Below are 19,338 nucleotides of genomic sequence, written 5' to 3' on the forward strand. Positions count from 1 at the left end.
CTCGTCGGTCAAAGTGGGCGCAGATGTTACCCAACACAATCATGGCTGGCAAGCCGAAATCAGACAGAAACTTCAGTTACCAGTTTTGCCAGCTCTTCGGCGTAACCGCGAACCTGTGTTTCGTCCTCGCCCTCGACCATGACCCGCACCAATGGCTCTGTCCCGGACTTGCGCAACAACACGCGCCCACGACCAGCCATCGCCTGAGTAACACGGTCGCTGGCCTCCTTGACGGTCGGATGTTCGAGTGGATTCGCACCACCGCCAAACCGGACATTGATCAACACCTGAGGGCACTTGCGCAGCGCCTGACGGGACTGAGCCAGGCCTTCTGTGCGCCTCTTCAGAGCCATCAACACCTGCAGCGCAGCAATGATCGCATCACCAGTGGTGGTGTGACTGAAGCAGACAATGTGCCCCGAGTTTTCCCCACCCACCTGCCAATCGCGCGCCAGCAACTCGGAGATCACGTAACGGTCGCCAACGTTAGCTCGCACAAAAGGAATCGCCAGATCCGCCAAGGCCAATTCCAGCCCCAGGTTACTCATCAGCGTACCGACCACACCGCCCTGCAACTTGCCGCGCTCTTGCAGATCGCGAGCAATGATGAACAACAACTCGTCGCCGTCGACAACAGCGCCAGTGTGATCAACCATCTGGACCCGATCACCATCACCGTCAAAGGCGATACCCAAATCGGCCTGCTCGGCCAATACGGCGGCTTGCAGCGGCTCCATATGGGTCGAACCGCAATTCTCATTGATGTTCAGGCCATTGGGATGAGCAGAAAGCACAACGACATCGGCCCCCAGCTCACGGAACACACTAGGCGCCACTTTATAGGTCGCACCGTGGGCACAGTCGATCACGATCTTCAGCCCAGCGAAACTGGTGCCGGTCGGAACGCTACTCTTGCAGAATTCGATATAACGGCCCGAGGCATCGTTGATTCGCGACACCTTGCCGATCTTGCTCGATTCAACCACGGTCATCGGGGTGTCGAGCAACTCTTCAATCATCAACTCGACTTCATCCGGAAGCTTGGTGCCCTTCCCGGAGAAAAATTTGATGCCGTTGTCGTCATGAGGGTTGTGCGAAGCGCTGATCACGATGCCGGCTTCGGCATGAAAGGTACGCGTCAGATAGGCGATGGCCGGCGTCGGCATCGGCCCCAAGAGCATCACATCAGCACCTGCCGAGGTCAGCCCGGCCTCAAGCGCCGACTCGAACATATAACCGGAGATCCGGGTGTCCTTGCCCACGAGCACCTTGCAGGCACCCATGCTGCGAAATGCCATGCCTGCCGCCCAGCCAAGCTTGAGCATGAAATCAGGAGTTATCGGGTATTGACCGACCCGACCACGAATGCCGTCGGTGCCAAAGTATTTTTTACTCATAAGTACTCCATCATTCTTATTCGGCTGATTCTACTGCGGCAATCATTCGCACTACGTCGACCGTTTCAGCCACATCATGGACGCGCAATATACGCGCCCCCTTGACCGAAGCCAGTGCCGCGAGCGCCAAACCACCATGCAGGCGCTCTCCCACCGGCCGATTCAAGGCCTGCCCGATCATGCTCTTTCGCGAAACCCCGACCAACAGGGGCCGCCCCAAGGCATGCAAGGCTTCCATATGCTTAAACAAGCTCAGGTTGTGCTGCAAGGTTTTCGCGAAGCCGAAGCCGGGATCGAGAATGATCCGCTCAGCGGGAATGCCCACCGACGCGCATTGAACCATGCGCTCAGCGAGAAACTCGCCGACCTCTTTCGTTACATCCTGGTACTGCGGATTGTCCTGCATGTCACCCGGCTCACCGAGCATATGCATCAGACACACCGGCAAACCGGTGGCCGCCGCCGCATCCAGGGCGCCATCTCGACGCAACGAACGCACATCATTGATCAAACCCGCCCCCAGCCTTGCGGTTTCACGCATGACCGCCGGCGTGGAGGTATCGACCGAGATAATCACATCGAGTTCACGACTGATACGCTCAACGATAGGCGCTACACGCTCGAGCTCTTCAAGCGGCGAAACCGCCCTGGCACCGGGCCGGGTCGATTCGCCACCAACGTCGATCAGCGTCGCGCCAGCCGCCACCATCGCCTCGGCGTGGCGCAGCGCCGCATCCAGCTGGCTGAATTGGCCGCCATCGGAAAAGGAGTCGGGAGTGACATTGAGAATGCCCATGACATGCGTCTGGGCCAAATCAAGAACCCGGTTGCCGCAAGGCAACCGGGTCGAGGACTGAACAGAAGTCATTTCAAACCTTATACGTCAGCAGCCGGGCCACCGATTGGTGTTTCCGGACGCCCATCCTGCACCGCCGGAGGCGTGCCGGAAGCATCACTTCCACCAGACCAGTCGCGAGGTTCGCGAGGCGCACGTCCTGCCATGATGTCATCGATCTGATCAGCATCGATTGTCTCGTACTTCATCAAGGCATCCGCCATGGCGTCAAGCTTGTCGCGGTTATCCGTGAGGATCTGTTTGGCCGTGCCGTAGCACTGGTCAATGATGCTGCGCACTTCGGAATCGATCAGCTTGGCTGTCTCGCCGGAGAAGCTGGCATGCTGACCACCGCCGCCACGACCAAGGAACACTTCGCCCTCTTCTTCGGCGTACATCAACGGACCGAGTTTTTCCGACAAGCCCCACTTGGTCACCATGTTTCGTGCAATCTGGCTGGCACGCATGATGTCGTTGGATGCACCGGTGGTGACACCGTCGAAGCCCAGGGTCATCTCTTCAGCGATACGACCACCGTACAGCGAGCAGATCTGGCTGATCAGCGCACGCTTGGACAGGCTGTAGCGATCTTCTTCCGGCAGGAACATGGTCACACCGAGCGCACGACCGCGCGGGATGATCGACACTTTGTAGACCGGGTCATGCTCAGGCACGACGCGGCCGACGATAGCGTGGCCAGCTTCGTGATAAGCGGTGTTCTGCTTCTCTTTCTCGGACATGACCATGGATTTGCGCTCGGCACCCATCATGATCTTGTCCTTGGCCAGTTCGAACTCTTTCATCTCGACGATGCGCTTGCCGGCACGGGCTGCAAACAACGACGCCTCGTTCACCAGGTTGGCCAAGTCGGCACCGGAGAAACCAGGAGTACCACGTGCGATCACGGCCGGAGCGACGTCGTCACCCATTGGCACTTTGCGCATATGGACTTTGAGAATCTGCTCGCGACCACGGATATCCGGCAGACCGACCACGACCTGACGGTCGAAACGGCCCGGGCGCAGCAATGCAGGGTCCAGCACGTCGGGACGGTTGGTCGCTGCGATGACGATGATGCCGTCATTCATTTCGAAGCCGTCCATCTCTACCAGCAACTGGTTGAGTGTCTGTTCGCGCTCGTCATGACCGCCACCCATGCCAGCGCCACGGTGGCGACCGACGGCGTCGATTTCATCGATGAAGATAATGCATGGCGCGTGTTTCTTCGCCTGCTCAAACATGTCACGAACACGACTGGCACCGACACCGACGAACATTTCGACGAAATCGGAACCGGAAATGGTGAAGAACGGCACTTTGGCTTCGCCGGCAATCGCCTTGGCGATCAAGGTTTTACCTGTACCAGGAGGGCCGACCATCAGCACGCCACGAGGAATGCGACCGCCCAAACGCTGAAACTTGCCCGGATCACGCAGGAATTCAACCAACTCGCCAACTTCTTCCTTGGCTTCGTCGCAACCGGCAACGTCAGCCAAAGTGGTTTTCACCTGATCTTCAGAGAGCAGGCGTGCCTTGCTCTTGCCGAAACTCATCGGCCCGCCTTTGCCACCGGCACCACCCTGCATCTGCCGCATGAAGAACATGAAGACGGCGATGATTACGAGGATCGGGAAGCTTGCGACCAGGAGTTGAGTCCAGATGCTTTGCTGCTCAGGCTGCTTGCCTTCGACTACGACGTGGTTATCCACGAGGTCGCCGATCAGGCCATTGTCCTGAATTGCCGGACGAATGGTCTTGAAGCTATCACCATCGTTGCGCTTGCCGGTAATCACGTAGCCATCAACCGCTACGCGCTCGACCTTGCCATCCTTGACCTGCTGGATGAAGTCGGAATAGTTGAGGGTCTGCGGCTCGTTAGGGCTGGAGAAGTTGTTCATCACCGTCACCAGGACAGCCGCGATGATCAACCACAGGATCAGATTCTTTGCCATATCGTTCAATTAACTACCCTCTGAAGCAAGCTCGCTGATGGCGCGTGCTTCGCATGATATTCACCGGCCTAACTTACTACATTACCTACGGCTCTGGCAGGCGCCGTCTGTAACCCTTTGTGAAACACTTTCTACACAATATTCGCTAAAGCTCACGGGACGAAATACGAAAAACCTATCGCCCCGCAAAAAAACCTCGATTTACTCACTACGGCCGCGGTAGCCCCAAGCCAGCATGTATTGCTCGCGGGAACTGCCACGGGAAGAGTCCGGCTTGATCATCTGGACCTTGTCGAATTTCTGACGAGCGTCCTTCACGTAAGCATCAAACCCTTCGCCCTGAAACACCTTGATCACGAAATTACCACCCGGCTTGAGTATCCGAGCCGCCAGATCAAGAGCCAGCTCACATAGAAACATGGCTTTTGGCATGTCCACCTCAGGCGTACCACTCATATTGGGGGCCATATCGGAAATCACAAGGTCCACCTGCGAATTACCCACTGCTTCAAGGATCTGAGCGAGCACTTCGTCCTGGGTGAAGTCACCCTGGATGAAAGTCACGTCCGGAATGCTGTCCATTTCCAGGATGTCCGAGGCGATCAGACGCCCCTGACCACCGATCAGCCGACTAGTGACCTGCGACCAGCCGCCGGGCGCCGCACCCAGGTCGACAACGCTCATACCCGGGCGGATCAGCTTGTATTTCTCCTGGACCTCCAGAAGCTTGTAACTCGCACGCGAGCGGTAACCATCCTTCTGCGCCTGCTTCACATAGGGATCATTGACATGTCTTTTCAGCCAACCAAGGCTTGTCTTGGAACGCGCCATTGGGCACCTCGATGATAAGGGTCGTGATTAATTGGGCGGATCCACGAACCCTCGGGTAAAATGGCCGCCATTTTACAGAATCCAGACTAAAGGGTCAGATTATGCCGCTCACTCAAGAGCAGAAGAAACAGTACAAATCCATTGGCCACCATCTGAAACCAGTTTTGATTGTGGCTGACAACGGTTTGACTGAAGGTGTGTTAGCCGAACTTGAACGCGCTTTGGCGGATCACGAGCTGATCAAAATCAAGCTCAACATCCTCGATCGCGAATCGCGCCTGGCAGCCATTGCAGAGCTCTGCAAGGCCGGGAAAGCCGATCTGGTTCAGGTCATCGGCAAGATGGCACTGATTTACCGCAAGAATTTCAGCGTCAACAAGCAGCTGTCGAACGTCCATCGCTTCAAGTGATGACAAGGGTCAAGGGTGTGCTTCGCGCACCCTGACACTCCATCCCGGCACCGGCTGCATCACCAGTACCAGCCCGGAAAACCCCAGAACAAGATAGCTGAACAGCTGCCAATGCGCCGCCTGCGGCCAGCCGACGTGGACCGCGAAATACATCGCGCCCCCATACAGCGCCATCATCAGCAGTTGCCCGCGAATATCGCGCCATAGACTGGCAAGGCCCTCGGCCTGAACCAGCACCAAAGCCTGCAAAATCACACACGCCGTGGCAAATCCCACCATCAGCGTATTCAGCATGCCTGCAATTTCGTCGATCAGCAGCGGTGCCAGGCCTATTCGCCCCAGCACCGGCAGCAGACCGATGTGCAACAGCCACAGGCCGCCAACCCACAACATTTGGGTCAGTTGCCAAAGCATGGCGCCCGCACGTAGCGGGCGCCTTCTTTCAGATGTGGCGAACTTCGACAATCTCATACTCGATAACGCCACCTGGCGTTTTCACGGCGACCACATCACCCTCTTCCTTGGCAATCAAGGCGCGGGCCAGTGGCGAACCCACCGAAATCTTGCCGAGTTTGAAGTCAGCCTCATCCTCACCCACGATGTGGTAAGTGACGCTTTCATCAGTCTCGACATTGGCGATTTCAACGGTGGTGCCGAAAATCACTTTGCCGGTGTGAGGAATGGTCGTGACATCGATGATGACCTGATTCTGAATCCGGCCTTCGATGTCACGAATCCGCGCCTCGACCATACCCTGCTGCTCGCGAGCAGCGTGGTATTCGGCGTTTTCCTTCAAGTCACCCAACTCGCGGGCCGTACCGATGTCCTGGCTGAGCTTCGGACGGACGACCTTGGTCAGATGAGCATGCTCTTCTTCCAGGGCTTTCGCGCCCTGGACGGTCATTGGGTATTTGATCATGCCTTCAATCCTGCGTGTAGATCCTGCAAGCGGCGCACGGTCTTCTCGGGACCGAACTTCAGCGCTTCGCAGATAGCTTCGCCAGCAGCAATGGTAGTGGTGCAGTAGATCTTGTGCTGCAAGGCATTACGACGAATGGAGTAGGAATCGGCGATCGACTGGCGACCTTCGGTGGTGTTGATGATCAGGGTGACTTCGTCATTCTTGATCATGTCGACCACGTGCGGACGACCCTCGGTCACCTTGTTCACACGACGCACTTTCAGGCCCGCGGCTTCGATCAGCTTGGCAGTACCGGCAGTGGCGACTACTTCGAAGCCCAAGTTGATCAGATCACGGGCCACGCCTGCAACCAGTGGCTTGTCATCGTCACGCACACTGATGAACGCGGTACCGCCAGTCGGCAGCACTTCGCTGGCACCCATCTGGGCTTTGGCAAAGGCTTCGCCGAAGGTGTCGCCCACGCCCATCACTTCACCGGTGGACTTCATCTCTGGGCCCAGGATCGGGTCCACGCCAGGGAATTTGGCGAATGGGAACACCGCCTCTTTCACGCTGTAGAAGTTCGGAATGATTTCTTTGGTGAAGCCGATTTCCTTCAGGGTTTTACCGGCCATCACGCGAGCCGCGATCATTGCCAGGGAAACACCGATGCACTTGGACACGAACGGAACTGTACGGGAAGCGCGCGGGTTGACTTCGATGACGTAGATGTCTTCGCCTTGCAGCGCCAACTGAACGTTCATCAGGCCGACAACGCCCAGTTCCAGGGCCATTTTCTTGACCTGTTCGCGCATTTCGTCCTGGATGTGAGCAGGCAGCGAGTACGGCGGCAGGGAGCATGCGGAGTCACCGGAGTGAACACCGGCCTGCTCGATGTGCTGCATAATCGCGCCGATCACCACGTCGGTGCCGTCGCAGACCGCATCCACGTCCATTTCGATCGCGCAATTGAGGAAGTGGTCCAGCAGCACCGGGCTGTCGTTGGACACTTTCACCGCATCACGCAGGTAGCGCTTGAGTTCTTCTTCTTCGTAGACGATTTCCATCGCGCGACCGCCCAGTACGTAGGACGGACGAACCACCAGCGGGTAACCGATCTTAGCGGCGGCACGAATCGCTTCGTCTTCGCTGCGCACGGTGGCGTTTGGCGGCTGACGCAGGTTCAGACGCTCAACCATTTGCTGGAAGCGCTCACGGTCTTCGGCACGGTCGATGGCGTCAGGGCTGGTGCCGATGATCGGCACGCCGGCTTCTTCCAGGGCACGCGCCAATTTCAGCGGAGTCTGACCGCCATACTGAACGATCACGCCTTTCGGCTTCTCGACACGGACGATTTCCAGTACGTCTTCCAGGGTCACTGGTTCGAAGTACAGGCGATCGGAGGTGTCGTAGTCGGTGGAAACGGTTTCCGGGTTGCAGTTGACCATGATGGTCTCGTAACCGTCTTCGCGCAGGGCCAGTGCCGCGTGTACGCAGCAATAGTCGAACTCGATGCCCTGGCCGATACGGTTTGGACCGCCGCCGAGGATCATGATCTTGTCGCGGCCCGACGGCGCGGCTTCGCACTCTTCCTCGTACGTCGAGTAGAGGTAAGCGGTGTCGGTGGCGAACTCGGCCGCGCAGGTGTCAACGCGCTTGTAGACCGGGAAGATTTCCAGCTTGTGACGGTGGCGACGCAGAGCCTTCTCGGTCACGCCCAGCAGCTTGGCCAGACGCATGTCGGAGAAACCTTTGCGCTTGAGGCGGAACATCAAGTCGTGGTCGATGCTGGCCAGCCCCAGGGTCTTGACCTTCTCTTCTTCCTTGATCAGATCTTCGATCTGCACCAGGAACCACGGGTCGATCATGTTCATGCCGAAAATATCTTCGACCGACAGGCCGGCGCGGAACGCGTCAGCGACGTACCAGATACGCTCGGCGCCCGGCACGGTCAGTTCGCGCTTGAGGATGCTCATGCTTTCCGGGTTGCTCAGGTCGAGCTTCTCGTCCAGGCCGCAAACGCCCACTTCCAGACCGCGCAGGGCTTTCTGCAGGGATTCCTGGAAGGTCCGGCCGATGGCCATGACTTCACCGACCGACTTCATTTGAGTGGTCAGGCGCGCGTCGGCTTTCGGGAATTTCTCGAAGGCGAAGCGTGGCAGCTTGGTCACGACGTAGTCGATGGACGGCTCGAAGGATGCAGGAGTAGCGCCGCCGGTGATTTCGTTCTGCAGCTCGTCCAGGGTGTAGCCGATCGCCAGCTTGGCAGCGATACGCGCAATCGGGAAACCAGTGGCTTTCGAGGCCAGTGCCGAAGAGCGGGATACACGCGGGTTCATCTCGATCACGACCATACGACCAGTGTCCGGGCAGATGCCAAACTGAACGTTGGAGCCGCCGGTTTCCACGCCGATCTCACGCAGTACCGCCAACGAGGCGTTACGCATGATCTGGTATTCCTTGTCCGTCAGGGTTTGTGCCGGAGCAACGGTGATCGAGTCACCGGTGTGCACGCCCATAGGGTCAAAGTTTTCGATGGAGCAGACGATGATGCAGTTGTCCTTCTTATCGCGGACAACCTCCATCTCATACTCTTTCCAGCCGATCAGCGATTCGTCGATCAGCAGCTCTTTGGTCGGCGACAGATCCAGACCACGGGCGCAGATTTCTTCGAACTCTTCACGGTTGTAAGCGATACCGCCACCGGTGCCGCCCATGGTGAAGGACGGGCGGATGATGCACGGGAAGCCCAGGCGTTCGAGAACGGCGTTGGCTTCTTCCATGCTGTGGGCGATACCCGAACGCGGGCAGTCCAAGCCGATGGATTTCATCGCCTTGTCGAAGCGCGAACGGTCTTCAGCCTTGTCGATGGTGTCCGCGTTGGCGCCGATCATCTCTACGCCGAACTTCTCCAGAACGCCTTCGCGCTCCAGATCCAGTGCACAGTTCAGAGCGGTCTGGCCACCCATGGTTGGCAGCAGCGCGTCCGGACGCTCTTTCTCGATGATCTTGGCAACGGTCTGCCACTTGATCGGCTCGATGTACGTGGCGTCGGCCATGTCCGGGTCGGTCATGATGGTCGCCGGGTTGGAGTTCACCAGGATGACGCGGTAACCCTCCTCGCGCAGGGCTTTACAGGCCTGGGCGCCGGAGTAGTCGAATTCGCAGGCCTGGCCGATCACGATCGGGCCAGCGCCGAGAATCAGGATGCTTTTAATGTCTGTACGTTTTGGCATGGGTTGTCACTCAAATCCGCAGGTCAGTCGGCAAGCCGTCTTGTTCAATCTCTGAAGCCTTGAGGGGGCCACCGGTTTCGGGACCGCCCTCAGGCTTCGCTACATCAGGGCGAGCGATTAGCGTCGCTTGGCCATCTCGTTGATGAAGCGATCAAACAATGGCGCTACGTCGTTCGGGCCAGGGCTGGCTTCAGGGTGACCCTGGAAGCTGAAGGCGCTCTTGTCGGTACGCTCGATGCCTTGCAGGGTACCGTCGAACAGCGATTTGTGGATCGCCCGAACGTTGCCTGGCAGGGTCGCTTCGTCTACCGCAAAGCCGTGGTTCTGGCTGGTGATCATCACCACACCGCTGTCCAGATCCTGGACCGGGTGGTTGGCACCGTGGTGGCCGTGACCCATTTTCAGGGTCTTGGCGCCGGAGGCCAGAGCCAACAGCTGGTGACCGAGGCAGATGCCGAACACCGGAATCTCGGTTTCCAGCACGTCCTTGATTGCCTGGATCGCGTAGTCGCATGGCTCAGGGTCGCCCGGGCCATTGGACAGGAACACGCCGTCGGGCTTGAGTGCCAGCGCTTCGGCGGCTGGAGTCTGTGCAGGCACCACGGTCACGCGGCAACCGCGCTCGACCAGCATGCGCAGAATGTTCAGCTTGACGCCGTAGTCGTAAGCCACCACGTGGTATGGCAGCTCGGAGGCTTCCAGAGTCGCGTGGCTGTCGGTTTTCAGATCCCAGACAGTCGAGCGCCACTCGTACTTCTCTTTGGTGCTGACGACTTTTGCCAGGTCCATGCCTTTGAGGCCAGGGAAACCCCGAGCGGCGGCGATGGCGGCTTCTTCGGAAATGTTGTCACCGGCCATGATGCAGCCGTTCTGCGCGCCTTTTTCACGCAGGATGCGCGTCAGGCGGCGGGTGTCGATACCGGCGATTGCCACCACATTGTTGGCTTTCAGGTAGTCGGACAGCGACATCGTGTTACGCCAGTTGCTCGCAACCAGTGGCAGGTCACGGATGACCAGGCCAGCGGACCAGACGCGGTCGGACTCGGCGTCTTCCGGCGTGGTGCCGGTATTGCCGATGTGCGGGTAAGTCAGGGTAACGATTTGTTGGGCGTAGGAAGGATCGGTAAGGATTTCCTGATAGCCGGTCATTGCGGTGTTGAACACCACCTCACCAACGGTTTGACCGTCGGCTCCAATGGCTTCGCCGCGAAAAATGCTGCCATCAGCAAGGGCGAGTATGGCTGGCTTAGTCAAGAAGACCTCCCGTAAATAAAGCCTGAAAGGGCGATCGCAGGTTGTAAAAAAGCGGAGTGACGTATGGACACGTCACCCCGCTTGTTCACTGAATTATTCTGCGCGCTTTTAGTGGACACACTAAAGCTGTAGCTTACAGAAAAAGGCATTTTTGGTCTACCGCCAATGAGCCCTAAAGGCCGGAGAATGCGACAGGACGTCGCTTGGCGGTTAAAAACGGGGTCAAACGCTAGATTTGAACCCGATTTCGGGTGCATCTTAACGCAGGTCGAGCACGTCCTGCATATCGTAAAGGCCTGGCTCACGACCGTCCAGCCACAAAGCTGCACGTACCGCACCCTTGGCGAAGGTCATACGACTGGATGCTTTGTGAGTGATTTCCAGTCGCTCGCCTTCACAGGCAAACAGCACCGTATGATCACCGACCACATCACCACCGCGAACAGTGGCAAAGCCGATCGTTTCACGCTCGCGCACACCGGTGTGACCTTCACGACCATAGACCGCAACCTTTTGCAGATCACGATCCAGCGCGCTGGCGATCACTTCGCCCATGCGCAAAGCCGTACCTGAAGGCGCATCGATCTTGTGCCGATGATGGGCCTCAATGATTTCAATATCGGCGTCATCACCCAGCACACGAGCCGCCATATCGAGCAGCTTCAGCGACAGGTTTACACCGACACTGAAATTAGCCGCGAACACAATCGCAATATCCTTGCTCGCCTCGACCAGCAATTGCTTCTGCGCGGCATCCAATCCCGTGGTGCCGATCACCATGGCCTTGCCCGCCTTACGGCAGAACGCCAGATTGTTCAGCATGACTTCCGGGAGCGTGAAGTCGATCAACACATCGAACTCATCAGCCACCGCATCCAGCTTGCCGGACAACGGCACACCGATTCGCCCCAGCGATGCCAGCTCACCGGCATCCACGCCAATCAGCGTACTGCCAGGGCGCACAATGGCTGCCGTGAGGCCAGTCAGCGGCGCGCGTTGCTGCACCGCCTCGACCAGGATTTTTCCCATGCGCCCGGCAGCGCCCATCACAGCAATACGTCGCATGCCTGCCTCCTTACAAATCGCCGAAGAAGCGCTTCACGCCTTCGAACCAGCCGGTGGTTTTCGGCGAGTGACTATTGTCGTCCGCCAGGGAGCTGCGGAACTCCTCCAGCAATTCACGCTGACGACGACCCAGATTGACCGGGGTTTCGACCGCCACGCGGCACATCAGGTCACCAGCACCGCCGCCGCGAACCGGCGCGACGCCTTTGCCGCGAACACGGAACTGCTTACCGGTCTGAGTCCCCTCAGGGATCTTCAGTTTGACCCGACCATCGAGGGTCGGAATCTCCAACTCGCCACCCAGCGCTGCGTCGACGAAGCTGATTGGCACTTCACAGAACAGATGCTTGCCGTCACGCTGAAAGATCGCGTGCTCGCGCACATTGATCACCACATACAGGTCACCGGTCGGGCCGCCCTGCGCACCCGCCTCGCCTTCGCCAGACAGGCGAATACGGTCACCGGTATCGACACCGGCCGGCACTTTCACCGACAGGGTCTTGTACTCTTCGACGCGACCTTCGCCGTGGCAGGAATCGCACGGGTCGGAAATGATCTTGCCTTGGCCATGGCAGCGTGGGCAGGTTTGCTGCACCGAGAAGAAGCCCTGCTGCATGCGTACCTGACCGATACCGCCGCACGTCGGGCAAGTGATTGGCGAGGAGCCTTTCTTGGCACCCGAGCCATCGCACGGCTTGCAGTTGACCAGTGTCGGAACACGGATATTCACCGTCGTGCCGCGCACCGCTTCTTCCAGGTTCAGCTCCAGGGTGTAACGCAGGTCGCTGCCGCGCTGAGCGCCACCACGGGAACCGCCGCGACCGCCACCGAAGAAGTCACTGAAGACATCGCCAAAGATGTCGGAGAAGTTCTGACCGCCAAACCCGGCACCGCCGCCACCCATGCTCGGGTCGACACCGGCATGACCGTATTGGTCATAGGCCGCGCGCTTGCTGGAATCGGACAGCACTTCGTAGGCCTCGTTGGCCTCCTTGAACATATCCTCCGACGCTTTGTCATCGGGATTACGGTCCGGGTGGTGCTTCATCGCCAGGCGACGGTAGGCCTTTTTCAGGTCCGCTTCGCTTGAACCACGTTCAACACCCAATACTTCGTAATAGTCACGCTTTGCCATAAGTCTTTGCACTCTTAAGGACGTTCGGCAAACCTCTCCTGAGCCTCGCCAAACTCGTTGAGCCCCAATACAGGCCCGGACCCAACTCACGTCAATTCAACGATCCTGGTCTTTGATTCAATGCGGTATCTATGGGCCGGAAAGCAGGAGCATCCCCGACCATACCGCCAGCATTCGAGCGTTGTCGCATGCTGTAAAAATTCGCTTACTCCAGACACGCCAACGCGGGAGCAAGCTCCCGCGCGGCGACATCCTACCAGTCACCGCCTGAAGGCAGTCAACCGGGCGACCAACAACTTACTTGTGGTCTTTGACTTCTTCGAACTCGGCATCGACAACGTCGTCAGCCTTTTCAGCCGATTCGTCTTTCGGCGCCGCGCCTTCAGCTGGCTGAGCCTGATCAGCGTACATTTTCTGAGCCACTGGCGCGGAGACCTTGGACAGCTCTTCAACCTTGGCTTCGATAGCGGCCTTGTCGTCGCCTTTGATGGCGGTTTCCAGGGCAACGACAGCTGCTTCGATTGCAGTCTTCTCTTCAGCACTCACTTTGTCGCCAGCATCAGCGATCATTTTGCGTGTCGAGTGAACCAGGGCATCGCCCTGGTTACGGGCGCTGGCCAGCTCTTCGAACTTGCGGTCTTCTTCAGCGTTCACTTCAGCATCGCGAACCATCTGCTGAATTTCTTCCTCGGACAGACCGGAGTTGGCCTTGATCACGATCGACTGAGTCTTGCCGGTAGCCTTGTCTTTCGCACCGACGTGCAGGATGCCGTTGGCGTCGATGTCGAAGGTCACTTCGATTTGTGGCACGCCACGTGGTGCTGGTGGAATCTCAGCCAGGTCGAACTTGCCCAGGGACTTGTTCTGTGCGGCTTGCTTACGCTCACCTTGCAGCACGTGAATGGTCACTGCGCCCTGGTTGTCGTCGGCAGTCGAGAACACTTGCGATTTCTTGGTAGGAATCGTGGTGTTTTTCTCGATCAGCGCGGTCATTACGCCGCCCATGGTTTCGATACCCAGAGTCAGCGGGCTGACGTCGAGCAGCAGAACGTCTTTCACGTCACCGGCCAATACCGCGCCCTGGATAGCAGCACCCATGGCAACAGCTTCGTCAGGGTTGACGTCTTTACGTGCTTCTTTACCGAAGAAATCGGTCACCAACTTCTGAACCAGTGGCATACGGGTCTGACCGCCGACCAGGATCACGTCGTTGATCGCGCCAATTTCGATACCGGCGTCTTTCATCGCAATGCGGCAAGGTTCGATGGTGCGCTGAACCAGGTCTTCAACCAGCGCTTCGAGCTTGGCGCGGGAGATTTTCACGTTCAAGTGCTTAGGACCGGTAGCGTCTGCAGTGATGTACGGCAGGTTCACGTCGGTCGACTGGCTCGAGGACAGTTCGATCTTGGCTTTCTCAGCGGCTTCTTTCAGGCGCTGCATGGCCAGCGGGTCACCCTTGAGGTTCATGCCGCTTTCTTTCTTGAACTCGTCAACGAGGTAGTCGATCAGACGAATGTCAAAGTCTTCACCGCCCAGGAAAGTGTCACCGTTGGTGGCCAACACTTCGAACTGGTGCTCGCCATCGACTTCAGCGATTTCGATCACGGAAACGTCGAAAGTACCGCCGCCCAAGTCGTAAACGATCACGGTGTGATCGCCTTTCGCCTTGTCCATACCGTAGGCCAGTGCGGCCGCGGTTGGTTCGTTGATGATACGTTTAACGTCCAGACCCGCGATGCGGCCGGCGTCTTTGGTGGCTTGACGCTGGCTGTCGTTGAAGTAGGCCGGAACGGTGATCACCGCTTCGGTCACTGGCTCGCCGAGGTAGTCTTCGGCGGTCTTCTTCATTTTCTTCAGAATTTCAGCCGAAATTTGTGGCGGTGCCATTTTCTGGCCGTTCACTTCAACCCAGGCGTCGTTGTTGTCAGCCTTGACGATCTTGTAAGGGACCATCTGGATGTCTTTCTGTACGACTTCTTCGTCAAAACGACGACCGATCAGACGCTTCACCGCGTACAGGGTGTTATGCGGATTGGTCACTGCCTGACGCTTGGCCGACTGGCCAACCAGGATTTCACCGTCGTTGGCATAAGCGATGATCGACGGCGTGGTACGCGCGCCTTCAGCGTTTTCAATAACTTTGGCTTTGCCGTTTTCCAGCACGGAGACGCAGGAGTTGGTAGTCCCCAGGTCGATACCGATAATTTTGCCCATGTTCACTCTCCCGAAACTTTGGATTTGGATGCCGCAGTAGTGGTGGCTGACTGCGGTAGCACTTAAACGCTTGACTTCTAAATGGGGGCCTTGCGGCTAATTTCAAGCCTGCTCGTCAATCGAAGGCGAAACCGGTGCAGGTGCCTTGCTGACCACGACCATGGCCGGGCGCAGCAGGCGACCGTGAAGCTGGTAGCCCTTCTGAAACACCTTGAGCACGCTGTTTGGCTCAACGTCGGCGCTTTCCTGCATGGCCATCGCCTGATGATGCGAGGCATTGAAGGGTTCGCCTTCAGGATCGATCGCTTCCAGGTGATAGCGCTTCAGGGTGTCCTGGAACATTTTCAGGGTCAGTTCGATCCCTTCGCGCATCGGACGAATGTTTTCGTCGTCAGGGTTGGATAGCTCCAGACCGCGTTCCAGGCTGTCAATGATCGGCAGCAGGTCGCCAGCGAACTTTTCCAAGGCGAATTTGTGAGCCTTTTCAACGTCCTGCTCGGCACGGCGGCGGACGTTCTGCAGATCGGCGGCAACACGCAAAGCCTGATCCTGCGCACCAGCCAATTGCTCTTCGAGCACTTGTACACGAGCCACCAGGTCTTCACCCGAAGCCTCGGGGCCCTGGTTGGCGTCTAGATTTTGCGTATCCACTGTCTGTTCGTCAGCCATAGATTTCTCCTTCCAATATCGTCCGCGAGCTCAACTCGCGCTTCTGCCCCGGTATATGGGGCCGCAAAATTCAGCTTCAAGGGCTATTTGATGATTAACCCTACAAAAAACAGCTGCATTGTCATTCCTCATTGCGCTAATGATTTCCTTCAATCAAGCAAATCGACCTAAGAAGAGGCATTGTCAGCCAGAAACAAAACACTGTATAAATAACCAGACCTAAAGCTTGGGAGCGGCCTTTATGCTGGTGCACCTGTCCGTACATAACTACGCCATCGTTGAACATCTCGATCTCGAACTCGATCGCGGGATGAGCGTGATCACAGGGGAAACCGGTGCCGGCAAGTCGATCATGCTCGACGCCCTCGGCCTGACCCTGGGCGATCGCGCCGACAGCGGCGTGGTCCGCCCGGGTGCGGACAAGGCCGATATCCTGGCCACTTTCGATCTGGTCGACATCCCGGAAGCCAGTGCCTGGCTGGCTGAGCGCGACCTCGAAAACGACGGCCCGTGCATTCTGCGTCGAGTGATCACCGCCGAAGGGCGCTCGCGCGGCTATATCAACGGCACCCCCTGCCCCCTCGGTGACCTGAAAGCCCTGGGCGAATTGCTGATCGATATCCACAGCCAGCACGAACACCAGTCCCTGCTCAAAACCGATACTCATCGCCGCCTGCTCGACGAATACGCCGGCGCCACGGACCTGGCCCGCCAAGTGCAATTGGCCGCCCAACGCTGGCGTCAGACCCGCCAGGAACTGGAACGCCTCTCCAACTCCGGCGACGAACAGCGCGCCCGTCATCAGTTGCTCAGCTATCAACTCGAAGAACTGGAAAACCTCGGCCTCGGCGAAAACGAACTGGAGCAACTGGAACAGGAACACAAGAACCTGACCAACGCCGAAACCCTGCTGGGCATTTGCCGGCAAGTGGTCGAACAATGCAGCGAAAGTGATTCCGGCAACGTACTGAACGCGCTGACCGCCAGCCTTAACCGCCTATCGAGCGTGAACAATTCGATCGGCGCCTTGGGCGAAGCCAGCAGCCTGCTGACCAGCGCGCAGATTCAGGTTGAAGAAGCCGTAGGTGAGTTGAACCGTTTTCTCGACAATTTCGACGCCGACCCGGCCCGCCTTCAATACCTGGAAGAGCGCCTCGATGCCATCTACACCCTGGCGCGCAAACACCGCATCCAGCCGACCGAAGTCGCCGAGATGCAGCAGAAGCTACTCGATGAAATCGAAACCCTGAATGCCAACGACGAATCCATCGAACGACTGAGCGATGAGCTGGCCTCCTACGCCCGCCACTATCAGGAAAAGGCTCGGGATCTGAGCGACCTGCGGCACCAAGCCTCGAGCAGCCTGGCCTGTGCCGTGGAACAGGAAATCCAGCGCCTGGGCATGCCCGGCGGCCGATTCACCATCGAACTTCGTCCCAACAGCAGCGATGAACTGCTGCCCAACGGGCTCGAACAGGTAGAACTGCTGGTGAGCGCCAACCCCGGGCAACCGTTGAAAGCCCTGGCGAAAGTGGCGTCGGGTGGCGAACTGTCGCGTATCAGCCTGGCGATTCAGGTGATCACTGCACAGACCTCGCGCGTACCGACCCTGGTGTTCGATGAAGTGGACGTGGGTATCGGCGGCCCGACCGCCGAGATTGTCGGCCAGTTGCTGCGACGTCTCGGGGAGCGTGGGCAGGTTCTGACCGTGACACACCTGCCCCAAGTTGCGGCGCAGGGGCATCAACATCTATTTGTACACAAGGTGCGCGGTGAAGATGCTACGCATACGGCAGTTTCTAAACTGAGCAAGACCGATCGCGTCGAAGAAGTGGCACGAATGCTGGGCGGCATCGATCTCACCAAGGAATCACTGGCTCACGCGAAAAAGATGGTCGTTACCGCGAAAATTTAAGAACGACAGAAAGCACGAAGGCGACCCTGGGGTCGCCTTCGTTCGTTTCGCGAACCTGAAGTTCGCGCGACATGCTTACTTTTTCTTGCGCACGTACAGTACAAGATTGTGATCAACCATCTCGAAGCCATACTTGTCGACGATTGCTTTCTGCAGCCGCTCGATTTCTTCGTCGAAGAATTCGATCACTTCACTGGTCTCGACGTTGACCATATGGTCGTGATGCTTGCCGTCGTCCAGCTCGAAGACCGCGTGGCCTCCGTCGAAGTTGTGCCGCACCACAAGGCCAGCTGCCTCGAACTGGGTCAGAACACGGTAAACCGTGGCCAGACCGACGTCCTCACCAGCCTCCATCAGTGCCTTGTAAACATCCTCGGCACTCATGTGGCGTTGCTCGGCGGAATCGAGCATTTGCAGAATTTTGACCCGTGGAAGGGTCACTTTGAGGCCGGCTTTGCGTAGTTCGCTATTTTCAACCATGGTCAGCTTTCTCGCGATGCTGCTTCGCAGCTTCTCTTAATGCGGGTATGATCGGCGTTTACGTTGTCCCAGCCAAGATAGTGGAAGTCGCCCACCGATGCAAAACACCAAGCTCTTGCTAACCAGTTTCACCTTTGTGGGACTGCTCGCACTCGCCGGTTGTTCATTCCCCGGGGTTTACAAAATCGACATCCAGCAGGGCAATGTCGTCACGCAGGACATGATAGACCAGTTACGCCCGGGAATGACCCGCCGGCAAGTACGGTTTATCATGGGCAACCCTCTGCTGACCGACACGTTCCACGCCGATCGCTGGGATTATCTGTACAGCCTGCAACCGGGTGGCGGTGAACGCCAACAGGAACGCATTAGCGTCATCTTCAACCCAAATGATCAACTTGTCAGCCTTTCTGGCGATTTCATGCCGGGTGTGAGCCGCGACGAGGCCATTCTCGGCAAGGACAGTGACACTACCGTGACCACGCCTGCAGAAAACGCCGAGAAGCCGAAACCGGAAAAGCCGGTCAAGCCAGGTTCATTGCTGGACCAGATCCAGAAAGACGTGGACAACGTAGAAACCGTTCCAGTCCCGACGCCAGAACCGCTGGAAACTTCGCCGCAATAAATAATTGCGACGAAGATCAAAGCCCCTTAGCTGGGGCTTTTTTTTGGTTCTTCACGGATTACCGGGAAAGACGCTCTTGATCTTCATGAAAAAGAATTCGCTATCCCGGTAACCGTACGCCATCCGCTTGATGACCTTTATTCGATTGTTTATTCCCTCCAACTGACCGGTGTGCATCGGCCAGCGAACCCGGCTGACGATGCCCCGCCAGTAACCCTTTAGCCGTTTGGTGAACTGGATCAGAGCTGGTATTTCGCTTTCATGCGCATGGCGCAGCCATTGCTTCCAGGCCGATCGCCAACCCCAGGCAGTACTCGGGGTCCAGAGTGTTTTGAGTTCAGCCTTCATCAAGTAGACCGTCATCAACGCTTGGTTGGCCGCCAGTAGATCCTCCAGGCGGACCTGTTGTTCCGGCGTTT

The 19,338-nt window shown here is 57.7% G+C and carries 17 protein-coding genes; 3 read left to right on the top strand and 14 right to left on the bottom strand.

Annotated elements, in window-relative coordinates:
• Nucleotides 1-59: 59 nt before the first annotated feature.
• The 4 genes from glmM to rlmE form a co-directional block, all read right to left on the bottom strand.
• Nucleotides 60-1,397: a phosphoglucosamine mutase gene (gene glmM / locus CKW20_RS24400; RefSeq protein ID WP_095055174.1), complete on the bottom strand. Its 1,338-nt coding sequence runs from the start codon at nt 1,395-1,397 to the stop codon at nt 60-62.
• A 16-nt stretch (nt 1,398-1,413) separates the two neighbouring features.
• Nucleotides 1,414-2,265, bottom strand: a complete 852-nt coding sequence (folP, locus tag CKW20_RS24405; RefSeq protein WP_095055175.1) for a dihydropteroate synthase — start codon at nt 2,263-2,265, stop codon at nt 1,414-1,416.
• Nucleotides 2,266-2,273: 8 nt separating this feature from the next.
• Nucleotides 2,274-4,184 carry an ATP-dependent zinc metalloprotease FtsH gene (gene ftsH, locus CKW20_RS24410; RefSeq protein WP_095055176.1) on the bottom strand — a complete coding sequence of 637 codons (1,911 nt, stop codon included), beginning with the start codon at nt 4,182-4,184 and terminating at the stop codon, nt 2,274-2,276.
• Nucleotides 4,185-4,385: 201 nt separating this feature from the next.
• A complete protein-coding gene (gene rlmE / locus CKW20_RS24415) occupies nt 4,386-5,015 on the bottom strand; it encodes a 23S rRNA (uridine(2552)-2'-O)-methyltransferase RlmE (protein ID WP_007900501.1) in 630 nt (209 codons plus the stop codon).
• 101 nt (nt 5,016-5,116) lie between these two features.
• Between rlmE and CKW20_RS24420 the strand changes: the two genes are divergently transcribed.
• Nucleotides 5,117-5,425, top strand: coding sequence for a YhbY family RNA-binding protein (locus CKW20_RS24420; RefSeq protein ID WP_007900503.1), 309 nt, complete (start codon nt 5,117-5,119; stop codon nt 5,423-5,425).
• Nucleotides 5,426-5,434: 9 nt separating this feature from the next.
• On the opposite strand, the gene CKW20_RS24425 is transcribed toward CKW20_RS24420, so the two are convergent.
• From CKW20_RS24425 to grpE, 8 genes are all read right to left on the bottom strand, one after another.
• A complete protein-coding gene (locus tag CKW20_RS24425; RefSeq protein ID WP_095055177.1) occupies nt 5,435-5,839 on the bottom strand; it encodes an MFS transporter in 405 nt (134 codons plus the stop codon).
• Between the two features lie 28 nt (nt 5,840-5,867).
• Nucleotides 5,868-6,344 (bottom strand): transcription elongation factor GreA, encoded by a 477-nt coding sequence (gene greA, locus CKW20_RS24430; protein ID WP_010463507.1) that lies wholly within the window; start codon nt 6,342-6,344, stop codon nt 5,868-5,870.
• Complete coding sequence (gene carB / locus CKW20_RS24435; protein ID WP_038978902.1) at nt 6,341-9,562, bottom strand: carbamoyl-phosphate synthase large subunit; 3,222 nt, start codon at nt 9,560-9,562, stop codon at nt 6,341-6,343. The genes greA and carB overlap by 4 nt, the downstream gene beginning before the upstream one ends.
• 117 nt (nt 9,563-9,679) lie before the next feature.
• Complete coding sequence (carA, locus tag CKW20_RS24440) at nt 9,680-10,816, bottom strand: glutamine-hydrolyzing carbamoyl-phosphate synthase small subunit (RefSeq protein WP_095055178.1); 1,137 nt, start codon at nt 10,814-10,816, stop codon at nt 9,680-9,682.
• Between the two features lie 258 nt (nt 10,817-11,074).
• Nucleotides 11,075-11,881, bottom strand: coding sequence for a 4-hydroxy-tetrahydrodipicolinate reductase (dapB, locus tag CKW20_RS24445; protein WP_095055179.1), 807 nt, complete (start codon nt 11,879-11,881; stop codon nt 11,075-11,077).
• Nucleotides 11,882-11,891: 10 nt separating this feature from the next.
• Nucleotides 11,892-13,016, bottom strand: a complete 1,125-nt coding sequence (dnaJ, locus tag CKW20_RS24450; RefSeq protein ID WP_095055180.1) for a molecular chaperone DnaJ — start codon at nt 13,014-13,016, stop codon at nt 11,892-11,894.
• 297 nt (nt 13,017-13,313) lie between these two features.
• Complete coding sequence (dnaK, locus tag CKW20_RS24455) at nt 13,314-15,230, bottom strand: molecular chaperone DnaK (RefSeq protein ID WP_095055181.1); 1,917 nt, start codon at nt 15,228-15,230, stop codon at nt 13,314-13,316.
• Nucleotides 15,231-15,332: 102 nt separating this feature from the next.
• Entirely contained in the window at nt 15,333-15,899 is a 567-nt protein-coding gene (grpE, locus tag CKW20_RS24460; protein WP_095055182.1) for a nucleotide exchange factor GrpE, read from the bottom strand.
• Between the two features lie 241 nt (nt 15,900-16,140).
• Between grpE and recN the strand changes: the two genes are divergently transcribed.
• Nucleotides 16,141-17,814: a DNA repair protein RecN gene (gene recN, locus CKW20_RS24465; RefSeq protein WP_095055183.1), complete on the top strand. Its 1,674-nt coding sequence runs from the start codon at nt 16,141-16,143 to the stop codon at nt 17,812-17,814.
• 75 nt (nt 17,815-17,889) lie between these two features.
• On the opposite strand, the gene fur is transcribed toward recN, so the two are convergent.
• Nucleotides 17,890-18,294 (bottom strand): ferric iron uptake transcriptional regulator, encoded by a 405-nt coding sequence (gene fur, locus CKW20_RS24470; RefSeq protein WP_003197684.1) that lies wholly within the window; start codon nt 18,292-18,294, stop codon nt 17,890-17,892.
• Nucleotides 18,295-18,391: 97 nt separating this feature from the next.
• Here fur and CKW20_RS24475 point away from each other — a divergent pair, with 97 nt between their 5' ends.
• Nucleotides 18,392-18,919, top strand: coding sequence for an outer membrane protein assembly factor BamE (locus tag CKW20_RS24475; protein ID WP_038978896.1), 528 nt, complete (start codon nt 18,392-18,394; stop codon nt 18,917-18,919).
• 51 nt (nt 18,920-18,970) lie between these two features.
• Here CKW20_RS24475 and CKW20_RS24480 read toward each other — a convergent pair.
• Nucleotides 18,971-19,338, bottom strand: a 368-nt coding sequence (locus tag CKW20_RS24480) for a transposase (protein ID WP_141228981.1), incomplete at its 5' end; no start/stop codon positions are given.

This window comes from Pseudomonas sp. Irchel s3b2 (assembly GCF_900187445.1).
In the GTDB taxonomy this organism is placed as follows: domain Bacteria; phylum Pseudomonadota; class Gammaproteobacteria; order Pseudomonadales; family Pseudomonadaceae; genus Aquipseudomonas.

Bases quoted from the DNA above. Each gene is read 5' to 3' on its own strand.
- CKW20_RS24475 (WP_038978896.1), top strand. From the start codon at position 18,392: ATGCAAAACACCAAGCTCTTGCTAACCAGTTTCACCTTTGTGGGACTG.
- rlmE (WP_007900501.1), bottom strand. From the start codon at position 5,015: ATGGCGCGTTCCAAGACAAGCCTTGGTTGGCTGAAAAGACATGTCAAT.
- glmM (WP_095055174.1), bottom strand. From the start codon at position 1,397: ATGAGTAAAAAATACTTTGGCACCGACGGCATTCGTGGTCGGGTCGGT.
- ftsH (WP_095055176.1), bottom strand. From the start codon at position 4,184: ATGGCAAAGAATCTGATCCTGTGGTTGATCATCGCGGCTGTCCTGGTG.
- carB (WP_038978902.1), bottom strand. From the start codon at position 9,562: ATGCCAAAACGTACAGACATTAAAAGCATCCTGATTCTCGGCGCTGGC.
- dapB (WP_095055179.1), bottom strand. From the start codon at position 11,881: ATGCGACGTATTGCTGTGATGGGCGCTGCCGGGCGCATGGGAAAAATC.
- dnaK (WP_095055181.1), bottom strand. From the start codon at position 15,230: ATGGGCAAAATTATCGGTATCGACCTGGGGACTACCAACTCCTGCGTC.
- CKW20_RS24425 (WP_095055177.1), bottom strand. From the start codon at position 5,839: ATGCTTTGGCAACTGACCCAAATGTTGTGGGTTGGCGGCCTGTGGCTG.
- grpE (WP_095055182.1), bottom strand. From the start codon at position 15,899: ATGGCTGACGAACAGACAGTGGATACGCAAAATCTAGACGCCAACCAG.
- dnaJ (WP_095055180.1), bottom strand. From the start codon at position 13,016: ATGGCAAAGCGTGACTATTACGAAGTATTGGGTGTTGAACGTGGTTCA.
- recN (WP_095055183.1), top strand. From the start codon at position 16,141: ATGCTGGTGCACCTGTCCGTACATAACTACGCCATCGTTGAACATCTC.
- greA (WP_010463507.1), bottom strand. From the start codon at position 6,344: ATGATCAAATACCCAATGACCGTCCAGGGCGCGAAAGCCCTGGAAGAA.
- fur (WP_003197684.1), bottom strand. From the start codon at position 18,294: ATGGTTGAAAATAGCGAACTACGCAAAGCCGGCCTCAAAGTGACCCTT.
- folP (WP_095055175.1), bottom strand. From the start codon at position 2,265: ATGACTTCTGTTCAGTCCTCGACCCGGTTGCCTTGCGGCAACCGGGTT.
- CKW20_RS24420 (WP_007900503.1), top strand. From the start codon at position 5,117: ATGCCGCTCACTCAAGAGCAGAAGAAACAGTACAAATCCATTGGCCAC.